Source organism: Bordetella sp. N, from assembly GCF_001433395.1.
Classification (GTDB): Bacteria; Pseudomonadota; Gammaproteobacteria; order Burkholderiales; family Burkholderiaceae_B; genus Bordetella_C.
In genome coordinates, this window is sequence record NZ_CP013111.1 from 1,843,312 (window position 1) to 1,857,097 (window position 13,786).

11 protein-coding genes are annotated in these 13,786 nt (G+C 64.9%); 6 read left to right on the forward strand and 5 right to left on the reverse strand.

The genetic code is table 11. From position 1 onward, the window contains the following. The gene (locus tag ASB57_RS07915) at positions 1–2,139 is read left to right on the forward strand and encodes a pyridoxamine 5'-phosphate oxidase family protein (RefSeq protein ID WP_057651731.1); all 2,139 of its coding nucleotides are present in this window, start codon (positions 1–3) and stop codon (positions 2,137–2,139) included. An 89-nt stretch (positions 2,140–2,228) separates the two neighbouring features. After that, complete coding sequence (locus ASB57_RS07920; RefSeq protein WP_057651732.1) at positions 2,229–5,012, forward strand: HAD-IC family P-type ATPase; 2,784 nt, start codon at positions 2,229–2,231, stop codon at positions 5,010–5,012. 6 nt (positions 5,013–5,018) lie between these two features. On the opposite strand, the gene ASB57_RS07925 is transcribed toward ASB57_RS07920, so the two are convergent. Continuing rightward, the gene (locus ASB57_RS07925; RefSeq protein WP_057651733.1) at positions 5,019–5,930 is read right to left on the reverse strand and encodes a LysR family transcriptional regulator; all 912 of its coding nucleotides are present in this window, start codon (positions 5,928–5,930) and stop codon (positions 5,019–5,021) included. An 81-nt stretch (positions 5,931–6,011) separates the two neighbouring features. Between ASB57_RS07925 and ASB57_RS07930 the strand changes: the two genes are divergently transcribed. The 3 genes from ASB57_RS07930 (at position 6,012) to ASB57_RS07940 (ending at position 8,987) form a co-directional block, all read left to right on the forward strand. Further along, entirely contained in the window at positions 6,012–7,439 is a 1,428-nt protein-coding gene (locus ASB57_RS07930) for an MDR family MFS transporter (protein WP_057651734.1), read from the forward strand. 141 nt (positions 7,440–7,580) lie between these two features. Beyond that, a complete protein-coding gene (locus ASB57_RS07935) occupies positions 7,581–7,934 on the forward strand; it encodes a hypothetical protein (RefSeq protein WP_156414088.1) in 354 nt (117 codons plus the stop codon). A 123-nt stretch (positions 7,935–8,057) separates the two neighbouring features. Further along, a complete protein-coding gene (locus ASB57_RS07940; RefSeq protein WP_057651736.1) occupies positions 8,058–8,987 on the forward strand; it encodes a hypothetical protein in 930 nt (309 codons plus the stop codon). Between the two features lie 208 nt (positions 8,988–9,195). Here ASB57_RS07940 and ASB57_RS07945 read toward each other — a convergent pair whose 3' ends face one another. Beyond that, entirely contained in the window at positions 9,196–9,678 is a 483-nt protein-coding gene (locus tag ASB57_RS07945; RefSeq protein WP_057651737.1) for an Lrp/AsnC family transcriptional regulator, read from the reverse strand. A gap of 152 nt (positions 9,679–9,830) precedes the next feature. Between ASB57_RS07945 and ASB57_RS07950 the strand changes: the two genes are divergently transcribed. Next, positions 9,831–10,787, forward strand: coding sequence for a DMT family transporter (locus ASB57_RS07950; protein ID WP_057651738.1), 957 nt, complete (start codon positions 9,831–9,833; stop codon positions 10,785–10,787). Positions 10,788–10,884: 97 nt separating this feature from the next. On the opposite strand, the gene ASB57_RS07955 is transcribed toward ASB57_RS07950, so the two are convergent. The 3 genes from ASB57_RS07955 to ASB57_RS07965 form a co-directional block, all read right to left on the reverse strand. After that, a complete protein-coding gene (locus ASB57_RS07955) occupies positions 10,885–11,820 on the reverse strand; it encodes a tripartite tricarboxylate transporter substrate binding protein (protein ID WP_082621988.1) in 936 nt (311 codons plus the stop codon). A gap of 283 nt (positions 11,821–12,103) precedes the next feature. Next, complete coding sequence (locus ASB57_RS07960; protein ID WP_156414089.1) at positions 12,104–12,889, reverse strand: substrate-binding domain-containing protein; 786 nt, start codon at positions 12,887–12,889, stop codon at positions 12,104–12,106. A 98-nt stretch (positions 12,890–12,987) separates the two neighbouring features. Continuing rightward, positions 12,988–13,773 (reverse strand): HpcH/HpaI aldolase/citrate lyase family protein, encoded by a 786-nt coding sequence (locus tag ASB57_RS07965; protein WP_057651740.1) that lies wholly within the window; start codon positions 13,771–13,773, stop codon positions 12,988–12,990. Positions 13,774–13,786: the final 13 nt, after the last annotated feature.

Below are 13,786 nucleotides of genomic sequence, written 5' to 3' on the forward strand. Positions count from 1 at the left end.
ATGCCTTCCATACTTCCCTGGCACGCTGGCGAGCTGGCCCTGCAGACTCAGGCAGGGGCGCTTGCCAAGATGGACGACGTAGGCCGCCGCTTCATCCGCGACTACATGCCCGAGCAGCACCGCGAATTCTTCGTGCAGTTGCCTTTCGTGGTGCTGGGCACCGTGGCACGGGATGGAACGGTATGGGCCACTTTACGGGCCGGGCTGCCGGGCTTCCTGGCTTCGCCCCAACCCCGCCGCCTGAACGTCGCGCTGACACGGGAAAGCGCCGATCCCGCGGACGAAGGCCTGGCGGACGGCAGCGCGGTGGGTTTGCTGGGTATCGACCTGGCCACGCGGCGGCGCAATCGCATGAACGGCGTGCTGCGCCAGGTCGAAGAAACCAACGGCGCGCAGTCCTATATCGATGTGGTGCACAGCTACGGCAATTGCCCACGCTACATCCACCAGCGCGCCATCGTCTTTACCCGCGATCCGCTTGAACAGAGCAAGGTTGCGCCGCAGATATTGGACACGCTGGACGAATCGGCGCGCGCCTTGATCGCCCGGTCCGATTCTTTCTTCGTCGCATCCTACGTGGACAGCCGCCACACCGACTTGCCCGCCGTGAACCTGCCGGAATCCGGCATGCCGGATCTGGGACGCCAGGTGGACGTCTCCCATCGCGGCGGCAAGCCAGGCTTTGTTCGTCTGGATGCGGATGGTGGGATGACCATTCCGGATTTCAACGGCAATCTGTTCTTCAACACGCTGGGGAACTTCATGGTCAACCCGCGCGCCGGCATCACCTTCGCCGACTTCGAGACCGGCGACCTGCTGCAGATGACGGGCCATGCGGAAGTGATCGTGGATTCGCCGGAGATCGCCGCCTTCCAGGGGGCCGAACGGCTCTGGCGTTTCTTCCCGGAGCGCATCGTCCGCCGCCCTCTGGCCTTGCCCGTTCGGTGGGCACGTGAAGAAGCCGGCGCGTCGCCTGCATCCCTGCTGACCGGCAACTGGGACGATGCGGCCCAGCGCCTGCGTGCCACCGAGCTGGTCAACAGCTGGCGGCCTTTCAAGGTGACGCGGATCGTCGACGAAAGCAGTGTCGTGCGATCTTTCCACCTGGAACCTGCCGACGGCGCCGGCCGGCTCGCGCATCTGGCGGGCCAGTTCCTGCCGATCCGTGTACAGCCTTCAGGACAGGACAAACCGCTGATCCGGACCTACACCTTGTCGATCGCGCCGTCCGATGCCAATTACCGCATCAGCGTAAAGCGCGAAGGCGTGGTTTCCCAATATCTGCATGAGCACATCAAGGTCGGGGACCTGATCGACACCCGCGCGCCGGGTGGCGATTTCACCATCGACGCAACGGAGAAGCGGCCCGCCGTATTGCTGGCCGCGGGCATAGGCGTGACGCCGATGCTGGCGATGTTGCGCCACCTGGTCTATGAAGGTCAGCGCAAACAACGCATGCGGCCGGTCTGGTTTTTCCATTCCGCGCGCTCCCTGCAGGAACGGGCGTTCGCCGACGAACTCGCCTTGCTGCAGGAACAGGGCAACGGCGCGGTCCACGTGATCCGCCTGCTCAGCGACCTCACGGACGCGCAGCGCTCCAGGGACTATGACGAAAGCGGACGCATCGATATCGACGTCCTGCGCGCGCGCCTGCCCTTCGACGACTATGACTTCTATCTGTGCGGGCCTGGCGCGTTCATGCAAGCCACCTACGACGGGCTGCGGGGACTGAACGTCGCCGACGGGCGTATCCACGCCGAGGCGTTCGGGACCTCGTCCCTGGTCCGCAAGACAGACGCGGGCGCCACGGGTAGCGCAATATCCGGGATGAAGGACGCCGAGCCGGCACGGGCTACCCCCAAGCCCGCCAGCAAGCCAGTCCCCATACGGTTCATGACCTCGGCCAAGGAAGCCAGCTGGAGCCCCGGTGGCGGCTCGCTGCTGGAGCTGGCGGAGGAAAGCGGCCTGAACCCGGAGTTCGGTTGCCGCAAGGGCAATTGCGGTACGTGCGGCACCCGCATTCTGCAAGGCGCGGTCGCCTATGCCAAGGCCCCGCAGATCGCCGTGCCCGAGGGCCAGGCCTTGATCTGCTGCGCGGTTCCCGCCGACCAGGACGCGCCGTTACAGTTGGCGCTCTGATATCATCGCCCGGGTAGTATCCGGGGATAGGCGACCACGCACGAGTTCCGGCCCCCCTCCCCCTGACGCACTGCAACCGGGAGACGGGGATGAACTCAGCTCAGCAAGTTGCCGCAGGGATAGCCGGAACGCCTTGGCATGCCTTGCCCGCCAATGAGGTCGAGCGGCAGTTGAACGTCAGTCCGACGCAAGGACTGGCCGCCGCGGAAGCCTCCGGACGACTCGATACCCATGGGGCCAACCGGCTGCCACAGGGCAAGAAGAAAGGCCCCCTGACCCGCTTCCTGGCCCAGTTCAACAACATCCTGATCTACGTCCTGCTCGTCTCCGGCTTCATCAAGCTGATGCTGAGCCTGTGGCTGGACGCATCCATCATCTTCGCGGTCGTCATCCTGAATTCGCTGCTCGGCTTCGTTCAGGAAGGCCGCGCCGAGAAAGCGCTCGACTCTATCCGCAACATGCTGTCGGCGGACGCCCGCGTGCTACGTGACGGCGCCGTGCGCCTGATCCCCGCCGAAGACCTGGTGCCCGGCGATATCGTGCTGCTGGAGTCCGGCGACAAGATTCCGGCGGACCTGCGCCTGCTCGACGTGAAAAATCTGCGTACCGAGGAAGCCGCCCTGACGGGTGAATCGGTGCCCGCCGAAAAAACCGCCGGCACCGTGGCCATCAAGGCCACCGTGGGCGATCGCGAGAACATGGCATTTTCCGGAACGCTGGTGGTTTCCGGGCGCGCGACGGGTGTGGTCGTGGCCACGGGAAGCCAGACCGAACTGGGACGCATCAATCAGATGCTGGCCGAGGTCAACGTGCTGGAAACTCCGCTGCTGCGCCAGATCAAGAAGTTCGGCTACACCATCACGGCCGTCATCGGCGCCATCAGCGTGCTGCTGTTCGCCTGGGGACACTGGCTGGGGCACATGACCTTCGTGCAACTGTTCCAGGCCATCGTCGGCATCGCCGTGTCCGTGATTCCGGAAGGCTTGCCGGCGCTCATCACGATCACCTTGGCCATCGGCGTGCAGCGCATGGCACGGCGCAATGCCATCATCCGTCGCCTGCCCGCCGTCGAAACCTTGGGATCCGTATCCCGGATCTGCTCGGACAAGACCGGCACCTTGACGTTGATGGAAATGATGGTGACCTCCGTCGTCACCGCGGACGGCAACTACAAGGTCACGGGCGACGGCTACGCCGCCGCCGGCGAGGTCAGCCAGGACGGACAGCGTATAGGCGGCCTGCAAGGCGACCCGGTGCCCGACCCGCTGAAAATGATGGGACTGGTGTCCTGCCTTTGCAATGACGCCGAACTCTTCGAGGCGGACGGCAAGTGGAAGGTGGAAGGCGATCCGACCGAAGGCGCGCTGTATCCCTTCGCCGCCAAACTGAACATGGATCGCGGCACGGTCGCGGCCGCCGCGCCACGCGTCGACGCCATCCCCTTCGAATCCGAACACAAATTCATGGCGACCTTGAACCGGTCCACGGACGGCGACATGCTGCTGGTCAAGGGCGCGCCGGAAGTCATCATGGCGCACTGCGACCGGCAGCAGTCGGCGCACGGGCTGGCCCCCATCGATAGCGCCTATTTCGACGGCGCGGGCGAGCGGCTGGCCGCACAGGGAGAACGCGTGCTCGGCCTGGCGTGGCTGCCCAATCCCGGGCTGGGCGGGCGTGACGGCGGGCTGGGGCCGGGCGACCTGCCCCGCAACCTGGTGCTGCTGGGCCTCGTCGGCCTGATGGATCCGCCCCGCAAGGAAGCCATCGAGGCCGTGCGCGAATGCCATGAGGGTGGCATTCGGGTGACGATGATCACGGGCGACCACAAGATCACCGCGGCCGCCATTGCCCGCATGCTGGGCATCGGTGACGGCAGGACGGCCGTGGCCGGCGTCGAGATCGAAGCCATGAACGACGCGTCCCTGCAGGACTGCGTGCGCGACGTCGACGTGTTCGCGCGCGCCAGCCCCGAGCACAAGCTGCGCCTGGTGAAGGCCATCCAGGCCAATGGCCAGGTCGTGGCCATGACGGGCGATGGCGTCAACGACGCGCCCGCTTTGAAGAAGGCTGACATCGGCGTGGCGATGGGCATCAAAGGCACCGAGGTCACCAAGGAAGCGGCCGGCATGATCCTGGCGGACGATAATTTCGCCTCGATTTCCGCGGCGGTGAAGGAAGGCCGCACGGTCTACGACAATATCGAGAAGGCCATGCTGTTCATGCTGCCGACCAATGTCGCCCAAGGCGCCGTGATCGCGGCGGCGATCATTTTCGGTTTCGCCTTGCCCATCACGGCGCCGCAGGTGCTGTGGGTAAACATGATCACATCGGTCGCGCTGGGCCTGGTGATCTCCTTCGAGCCGCATGAAGACGATGTCATGCAGCGGCCCCCGCGCGCGGTCGAGCGGCCCATCCTGAGCCGCTTCGGCATCTGGCGCGTGCTGTTCGTCGGCGCGGCCTTGCTGGTCTACACCCTGCTGACGTTCTTCGCGATGCAGGCGCAGGGCGCGTCCGAAGCGATGGCGCGCACGGCCGCGGTCAATGCCATCACCTTGGGTCAGGTGTTCTACCTGCTCAATAGCCGGCACCTGATCCACTCGTCCTTGAACCTGCGCGCGCACCAGGGCAACCCCCTGCTCTGGTACGGCATTCTGGCGGTGGTGGTGCTGCAGCTGCTGTTCACCTATGCCCCGCCTTTCCAGGCGATTTTTTCGACGGAGAGCCTGCCCTTGTCGGTATGGGCCAAACTGCTCGTGGGCGCGGTGCTGTTCTTCCTCGTCGTGGAAGCCGAGAAGCTGATCATTCGTTCCGTGCCGGCCTGGCGTGGCGCGGTGACGGACGAGCGCGAAATGGCGGTCGGCGACGAGCCCTGATCCGCGTCAGGCCGCGCCCGTCCACTGCTCGTCGGGCACGCGCAGATGCTTGGTCAGATAGTCCAGAAAGGCCCGTATGCGCGGCGCCAGGTGCTTGCGGTGGGGATAGACCGCGTGCAAGGGCGCGGCGGGCACGGGATGGTCGGGCAGCAGCCGCACCAGGCGGCCCGAAGCCAGATCAGCCGCCACATCCATATAGGTTTTCATCGCGATGCCGTGGCCGTCGACGGCCCACTGATGCACCACTTCGCCGTCATTGGACACCAGCCGTGCCGCGATCTTGACCGTCAAGGGCGGCACGCCGTCGAACTGCCATTCCGCCACGGCCTGTTGGCCGATCTGCAGGCAGCGATGCGCCGGCAGGTCGGTCGGATGGGCAGGCATGCCGTGACGGGACAGGTAGGCCGGCGACGCGCACAGCACGCGGTAGTTGTGGGCAATGGGTTTGGAGACATAGGACGAGTCCTGCACGCGGCCGAAGCGGATGGCCAGGTCCATGCCCGCCTCCACCAGATCCAGCAGGACGTCCGTCAGATGCAGCTGCACGGTCAGGTCCGGATGCTCCCGGTGAAAATCCGCCAGCAAGGGCGCGATGCGCCGCCGGCCCAGCGCCACCGGCGCGGTCACGCGGATGTGGCCGGCCACCGTGCGTCGCTGGGGGGTGAGCCGTTCCTGGATTTCGCTCATCTGCCCGAGGATCTGCACGGCATGCCGGTACAGGAACTCACCTTCCGCGGTCATGGCCTGGCGGCGCGTGGTTCGGTGCAGCAGGCGCGCGCCCAGCGTGTTCTCCAGGCGTTGCAGGCGGCGGCTGGCCAGCGACAGGGTCATACCCAGCTCCAGCGCGGCCGCGGACAGGCTGCCGCTGTCGACGATGCGTACGTAGAGATGCAATAAGGTGAGATCCAGCGCTTGCATGAGATTCTTGCCTGAAGAGGAAACAGTTCATTGATCTTAGCGCCAATTATTGCGTGGCCTGCAAGGATTAGACTCACCGACATGAAAATCACTCTGGATCGCCGCAATCTGACGGCCCTGCTGGTGGCCGCCGTGTTCTTCATGGAGAACCTCGACGCCACGGTCATCTCGACGTCCATGCCCGCGATGGCGCGCGACTTCGGCGTCGCCCCCGAGCACCTGTCGGTGGGCGTGTCCGCTTACCTGGTGGCCTTGACGGTGTTCATCCCGATCAGCGGCTGGGCCGCGGACCGGTTTGGCGCGCGGCGCATATTCGCGGCCGCCATCTGCCTGTTCACTTTCGCGTCCCTGCTGTGCGCGCTGAGCCCGGACCTGTGGACCTTCACCGCGGCGCGTACCTTGCAGGGCCTGGGCGGCGCGATGATGGTGCCGGTCGGCCGCCTGGTCGTTCTGCGTGACACGGCCAAGAGCGATATGGTGCGGGTGATCGCCATCCTGACCTGGCCTGCCCTGGTCGCACCGATACTGGGACCGCCGGTGGGCGGATGGATAAGCACCCACTGGAGTTGGCACTGGATCTTCCTGCTCAACCTGCCGCTCGGCATCCTGGCCTTGATCGCCTGCCTTCTTTTGATCCGCAACGGCGAGCACGCGACCGGCCGCTTCGATACGCGCGGCTTCATTCTTAGCGGGCTGGGCTTCGCCCTGTTCATGACGGGTATCGAACTGGCCAGTCGCGCCGACCTGCCGCGCTGGTGGTGGGTCGCAGCGCTGGCGGCGGGCCTGGCGCTATTGCTCGCGTCGGCGCGCCATCTGCTGCGCGTGCCGAATCCCCTGCTGGGCCTGGCGCCGTTGCGGGTGGCCACCTTCCGGGTATGCGCGGTAGGCGGTTCGCTGTTTCGCTGCGCCATCGGCAGCGCGCCCTTCCTGGTGCCCTTGATGTTCCAGGTGGGGTTCGGGTGGGACGCCGTACAGGCGGGCACGCTGCTGCTTTGGCTGTTCGCCGGCAACCTGTGCATGAAGCCGACGACCAGCTGGATCATGAATCGTTTCGGTTTCCGGCGGACGCTGCTTGGGAATGGGCTGCTGGTGGCCGTGGGGTTCGCGCTGTGCGCCTTGCTACAGGCGCACACGCCGCTGCCGGTGATCGCGCTGCTGCTGTTTTTTACAGGCATGACGCGGTCCTTGCAGTTCACCGCCTACAACACGCTGGGTTTCGCCGATGTCCCGAAGGAAAATATGCGGGATGCGACCACGCTGTTCTCCGTGCTGCAACAGATGAACGCGGGGATGGGGATCGCGTTGGGAGCACTGGCTCTTAGTGTGGCCAGCCTGCTGCACGGGAATGATCCCGGCAATGCCAGTGCCAATGATTTCCGGATGGCATTCGGGATGATCGCGGTGCTGGCTTTGTTGGGGACCATCGATAGCTGGATGCTGCCGAAGGATGCTGGCCAGGGTGTGCTGAAAAAAGCCGACGCGGACCATGCCCCCGCCAAGCGCGCGTAGCGCAGCCCCCGACCGGGAAGGCCTGTGCAACGCAAAGGCCTTTCATCTTTGCCGTGGCGCCAGCTATCCGCGCCTTGCGCGAAGCTGAACGCCGGGCATGGCGCGTGCTCGCAGCGAGGCACACCCTCAAAGGACACGACCATGAAGAACAACTCGAGATACGCGGCAATGGCCCTGGCGATCACGGTCGGCATGATGCTGACCCAGACAGCGTCCGCCCAAGGCCTGGGCTCCGGCAAGGAAGGCGAAGGCCAGCACAACAGCACCGGGCAAGGCGGCGGCGGCGTCGGCGCTTCGGGCAGCGGGCCCCAAGGCAGCGGCGCCGAAGGCGACTCCCACGCCCCCGCTGGCAAGGACCCCGCGACGAAATCCAACACCGGCGACGACAAGAAAACCGACAGCGATGCCGTGACCAACAAGGACGTCCAGCGCCTCTACACGCCCCCTCCGCAAGACCGCGCCGCGCCCGCCAACGCAGAGAAGCCCGCACGCTGACGCGGTACACGCGATACACGCGGTGCCGCTATTGCGCCGCAGCAGGGACCAGCTTTCTTACCTCGGGTATGCCGGTTGCGTAGGCCAGCGGCACGAACCATCCACCGAATAGAGGTAAGCGAAATGGAAACCCGCACTGCATATCCTGGCGGCTCACCCGCCTCCCTTGGCAACCGTGAGTCCTTCGGCTCAGCAGTCTCCTGGGGCGCTGTCCTGGCCGGCGCCTTCGTGGCGACCGCCACTTACCTCATGCTGCTGGTGGCGGGCGCGGGCCTCGGCCTGGCGTCATCCTCTCCCTGGGGCGGAGACGGCGCGTCGGCCAAGGCCATCGGCATAGGCGCCATCGTCTGGCTGGTCGTCATCCAGATCATCTCCGCCGGCCTGGGCGGCTATATCGCCGGCCGCCTGCGCACCAAGTGGGTCGACGTCCACTCCGATGAAGTGTTCTTCCGCGATACCGCGCACGGCTTCCTGGTCTGGGCGCTGGGCGCGACCGTCAGCGCTTTCCTGATGACGGCCGGCGTGTCGTCGGCGATCAGCGGCGTGGCAAACGTCGGCGCCAGCGCCGCTTCGGGTGCTGGTGTGGCCGCGACGTCGGCCGCTGCTGCCGGCGCAGCGAGCTCTGGCGGCGGCAATAGCGCCAACGGCGGCGGCATGATGCCTTCCACGCAGTACTTCACCGACACGCTGTTCCGCTCCGACCGTCCGGACGCGTCGCAAGGAGATGCGGCCAAGGCCGAGGTGGGCCGTATCGTCGCCACCAGCATCGCCCGCGGCAACGTCACGCCCGAGGACAAGACCTACGTGGCACGCGTGATCTCCAACCAGACCGGCGTGGACCAGGCGACCGCCGAGAAACGCATCGACGACACCATCAACCGCGCCAAGCAGACCGCCGACCAGGCCAAGCAGAAGGCGCTGGAAGCCGCCGATGCCGCGCGCAAGGCGGCCGCGGGCTTCGCCTTGTGGGCGTTCATCTCGATGTTGATTGGCGCTTTCTCGTCGACCTACGCCGCCACGCGCGGTGGTCGTACCCGGGACTCGTGGAAGTAAGCCTCTGAAATCAAGCGCCTGAAAGCCGGGCAAAATTAAAGCGCGGACCGCATGCAGCGGCCCGCGCTTTTTAATGTTCTCGATGTTATTGGTCTGACAGCTTGGAACTGAGAAACTCCCCTTGGAGGCCTCTATCCGTATCTGGTGATGCTCACGATAGTACGGACGACGTACTTGTCACTACATTGGTACTTACCCCGGTATGCAGTCACGCCCGAAGATGCCCGGTGGGCAGTGCCGTCGTGTACTTCACCTGGCTCAGGGCGAAACTCGATCGGATGCTGGCCACGCTGGGGATCTGCGTCAGGCACTCCAGCAGCAGGGTCTGGTACTTCGCCAGATCCTCGATGACGACCCGCAGCATGAAGTCGGCTTCGCCACTCATCAGGTAGCACTCCATGACCTCCGGCCGTTGACGGATGGCCTCGGTGAAGACCTCCAGGGAATCCTTGTCCTGTTGCTTCAGGGAGACGTGGACAAAGACGTTGACGGTGAGGCCCAGTGTCAGCGGGTCGACCAGGGCGACCGAACCGCGCAGCACGCCTTGCTGCTTCAAGTCGGCAACACGGCGCCAGCAAGGCGATGCGGACAGCCCGATCCGTTCCGCGAGCTCCGCGTTGCTAAATTCGGCGTTCTGCTGCAGTGCATCGAGTATCTGCAGGCTGGCTTCGTCCAGCTCTATCTTCGGCATGGTGAATTATTCTCAATTCAGATCAGTTTGAGAATAATTTAACCCAGCTCTCCAGTAAACATAAGGGAAATAGAAGAGCAATTTCTGGCCTCATCCGGCAAACTTTTCGACATTCAAACCCTGTTCCAACCCTGTCGAAATCCGAGTTCGCGATGCGTATCGCCAAGCCGTCCCCTGCCCTTGCCTCCCCCTCCATCGCCCCTGCTTCCATCGTCGTGCCGTCCGGCCTGGGCACCCTGGCCTGGCTGGGGATCATGGTGCTGCTGTGGGGGCTTAGCTGGCCCGTGACCAAACTGGCCTTGAACACCATGCCGCCACTCTGGCTCGCGGCCACCCGCTTCGGCAGCGCCGCGCTTTGTCTGTTCGCGCTGAGCGCGCTGCGCGGCACCTTGCGGCTGCCGCCGCGGGGGGACTGGCCCATCATCGCCAGCATGGGCTTGCTGCAGATGATGACCTTCACCGGCCTGGGCATGATCGCCATGACCCATGTCGATACCGGGCGCGCGGTATTGCTGGCCTACACGACGCCCCTCTGGGGCGTGCTCGCCAGTTGGCTGCTGTATCGCAACGCACCGACGCAGCTGCAACTGCTGGCGCTCTTCGTGGGACTGGCGGGCATCGTCCTGGTGTGCTCACCGCTGGAGATGGATTGGACTGCCCCCGGATCCCTGATGGGAGCGGCCTTCCTGCTGACGGGCGCGATCTGCTGGTCCGTCGTCATCCTGCACATCAAGCGCCATCGCTGGACGGCCACGCCCCTGGCATTGGCACCCTGGCAGATGTTGCTCGCCACCGTGCCCCTGGCCGCGCTGGCCTACGCCCTGGAAGGCAGCCCGGCACGCATCCAGGTCAGCGCGCACCTTCTGGAACAGTTATTGTTCATCGGCCCGGTAGCGACGTCGGCGTGCTTCGTCATCTCCGCCGAGTACGGGCGCCGCATCAGTACCTTCGCCATGTCCAACTTCACCCTTGGCGTGCCGCTGGTCGGCATTGCCGCATCGGCGCTTTTCCTGGGCAGCCGCCTGACACCCGTATTCATGATGGGTTTGGGCTTGATCATGGCCGGCATGCTGTTGGCGGCCGTCGCGGGCGGGCGGCGCGGGCGTTAAGGCCAGCTGGATGCGGATCCGGCACGCACAATGAGGAAAGGGGCCCGCGGGCCCCTTTCCTCTTCCAGACGGCCAAGCTAAAGCCGAAGGAGGACGATCAATCGTCCTGGTGCATGCCGGTGGCTTTCACCACGGCGCCCAGGCGAGCGCGCTCTTCATCGCAGAACTTGATGAAGTCGGCGCGCGTGCCGCCGACGGGCTCGATGCCCTGGTCGGTGAAACGCTTGACGTTGGCCGGATCCTTCATGGCGGCGTCGACACCGGCGGCAACCCTGTCCAGGATCGCGTCGGGCACACCCTTGGGGGCATGCAGGCCGGCCCAGTGGGCGATCTTGATGTCGGGGAACCCTTGCTCGGCGGCCGTCGACAGTTCCGGGTAGGCCTTGATGCGTTCCGACCACGTGCAGGCCAGCGCCTTCAGCTTGCCGCCCTTGACCATCGGCAGCACGACGATGCTGGCTTCCGAGGTCGCGTCGACCTGGCCGCCGATCACGGCCGACACCGATTCACCGCCGCTCTTGTACGGCACCAGGTCCAGCTTGGCGCCGTAGTTGGTGGTCAGGATGCCTTCGACGAAGTGCGGCGTGCTGCCCGTGCCGGCCGTCGAGAAGTGCAGGCCGTGGCCCGTCTTCGAACCTTCGACGAATTCCTTCAGGTTGTTGTACGGCGAGTTCGCCGGCGCGACGATGACCGAAGGCGCCAGGCCGACCATGGCCACCGGGACCAGGTCGCTATCCTTGTAGTGAACCTTGCGGATCATGCTGTTCGAGATCACGCCCGCGGCGCTGATCAGGAACGTATAGCCATCCGCATCGGCGCGCGCGACGTAGTCGGTGCCGATCACGGCGCCGGCGCCCGGCTTGTTTTCAACAATGACGCTGACACCCAGCGATTTCGCGATGCCTTCAGCGGCCGCGCGGCCCAGCAGGTCATTGGCGCCGCCGGGGGCGAACGGAACAATGATGCGGATGGGCTTGGACGGCCACTTGTCTTCCGCGAAGGCGATCTTCGGGGCCACGGCGATCGACGCCATGCCAAATGCTGCCGTATTGAAACGGCGACGGGTAATGTTCAAGGCTTTCTCTCCAGATACCTATTAATTGATATATCGCCCATATTTGAATTCCACTCTTTTTCGTTTGACGGGAACGCCCGCACGTTCGTCGTCATCAGTGGTGTTTTGCTGCGTAGGGCTGCGGAGCGAATAGTAAGCGCAATGGAAGTTTTTTGCTCAAATCGGGGAAATAAGGGTCTATATCCACGATTTGTACTCGTCCCCGATTATCTTCGGAGACATTTCCTTCATTCTGCTTTCATTAATTGGCCGGCTCCATGCCTTTGGTCTTCAATAACTGCTGGGTGGCCGGCGTGTGCAGTTCATTAATAAAAACCGCCGCTGCGGTCTTGCTGGCGGATTTCGCGCAGACGGCGGCGGCATAGTTGGTGTAGTTCTGGATCTCGGCCGGCAAAGGGCCGACCAGTACCGCTCCGGGGACGGTCAGGATTTCACTGATTTGGTGGATGCCAAGTGCCGCCTGCCCGTCAACGATCTTCTGGGCGACCAGTCCGCCAGGCACCAGCACGGCCTTGGCGGCGATTTGCTGGTCTATGCCCAGTTTCTTGAACAGGCCTGTCAGGTAAACCCCGCTGGAACCGCCCGCGGCGGGATCCAGATAGGCCACCGATGGAGCTGCCAATAAAGCAGCTTTAAAAGCGTCGACCGTCGCAATATCCGGCCGGGCCGTGCCGCTGGCCACGACGACGCCTATGCCCACCCGTGCGATGGGCCGAATCGACTCCCCGTCGATAATGCCCTTGGCCGCGAGCTCCTTTAGCGCCCCGGCGGGCAGCAGCGTCAGATCGCACGCGTCGCCACCCTCAAGGCGTTTGACCAAGGCGCCCGCCGTGTCGTTTTCGATACTGATCTCACGGCCGGCATCTTTACGGAATGCCGGCACCGTCGCGGTAACCACGGACTTGATCGCGCCGGCGGTCAGTATCTTCAAACTGTCTTGCGCCTGCGCCGCGGCGGAACCAGCCGCCAGCAACACCGCAACGAATACCCTCAGCTGCAACGACCTGCCCTGACGCGCCTTGACCATGATGATCTGCTCCTGGAACGGGAATTTCCGTTGCGAGGATTCTACTCAAGGCGCAAGACATTCCCCATACGTATACGCCATAAGGCGACGCGCGCCACTTAGTAACGAACCGCGGCATCCCGCCCTGCCGACGCCGCCTGCGCCAGCGCCCGCGTGATGATGCTCGTGGACACGTTGCAGAAATAGCGGGCGCCCAGGGGGCCGTATTTGGCTTCGTCGGCGGGAGTCAGCGCGATGATGCCCGGGCATTTGCCGGCGGCGGCGATGGCTTGCAGCCCTTGCGCGATCGCGCGCTGGACCGGCTCGGCATTCCAGTCGCTGCCGTGGCCCATGGCGTGCGCCAGGTCGTTGGGGCCGATGAAGACCGCATCGACACCGTCCACCGCCGCGATGTCGCCCGCCAGCGCGATGGCCTCTGGCGTTTCTATCATGGCGATGAAAGCAATGCCTTCGTTGCTGCGTTGGGTATGGCCCGCACCGCCGAATGCGCCGTAGCCGGCCGCCCGCGTGCTGAAGGCGCTGCCCCGCGCACCCAGCGGCGGATAGCGCGTCATGCCGGCCAGCCGGCGGGCCTGCTCCACGGTCTGCACCATGGGTACCTGCACCGCACTGGCGCCCATGTCCAGGATGCGCGGCAGGTCGTGCTCGAAGCATCGGACCACCGGCGGTATGCCCGCGGCCCGCGCGGCCCGCAGCATGTGTTCGGTGACACCGAGGTCGGCACTGCCATGCTCGTTGTCGATGATCACGAAATCGAAGCCGGCGTAGGCGCACATCTCGATAATGGCCGGGCTGGGCAGGCCGTTGAACAAGCCACGCAAGGGTTGGCCGCCACGCAACAGGGCCGGCAGGCGGCCGTCGATGGGGAAACGGTTTTCAGTCATGTATCGCTCCTGT

What these genes read in the sequence shown, in the direction of transcription:
- ASB57_RS07945 (WP_057651737.1), bottom strand. Translation starts at nt 9,678, where the DNA reads ATGCCGAAGATAGAGCTGGACGAAGCCAGCCTGCAGATACTCGATGCA.
- ASB57_RS07955 (WP_082621988.1), bottom strand. Translation starts at nt 11,820, where the DNA reads ATGGCGTCGATCGCCGTGGCCCCGAAGATCGCCTTCGCGGAAGACAAG.
- ASB57_RS07920 (WP_057651732.1), top strand. Translation starts at nt 2,229, where the DNA reads ATGAACTCAGCTCAGCAAGTTGCCGCAGGGATAGCCGGAACGCCTTGG.
- ASB57_RS07935 (WP_156414088.1), top strand. Translation starts at nt 7,581, where the DNA reads ATGAAGAACAACTCGAGATACGCGGCAATGGCCCTGGCGATCACGGTC.
- ASB57_RS07960 (WP_156414089.1), bottom strand. Translation starts at nt 12,889, where the DNA reads ATGGTCAAGGCGCGTCAGGGCAGGTCGTTGCAGCTGAGGGTATTCGTT.
- ASB57_RS07940 (WP_057651736.1), top strand. Translation starts at nt 8,058, where the DNA reads ATGGAAACCCGCACTGCATATCCTGGCGGCTCACCCGCCTCCCTTGGC.
- ASB57_RS07930 (WP_057651734.1), top strand. Translation starts at nt 6,012, where the DNA reads ATGAAAATCACTCTGGATCGCCGCAATCTGACGGCCCTGCTGGTGGCC.
- ASB57_RS07965 (WP_057651740.1), bottom strand. Translation starts at nt 13,773, where the DNA reads ATGACTGAAAACCGTTTCCCCATCGACGGCCGCCTGCCGGCCCTGTTG.
- ASB57_RS07950 (WP_057651738.1), top strand. Translation starts at nt 9,831, where the DNA reads ATGCGTATCGCCAAGCCGTCCCCTGCCCTTGCCTCCCCCTCCATCGCC.
- ASB57_RS07915 (WP_057651731.1), top strand. Translation starts at nt 1, where the DNA reads ATGCCTTCCATACTTCCCTGGCACGCTGGCGAGCTGGCCCTGCAGACT.
- ASB57_RS07925 (WP_057651733.1), bottom strand. Translation starts at nt 5,930, where the DNA reads ATGCAAGCGCTGGATCTCACCTTATTGCATCTCTACGTACGCATCGTC.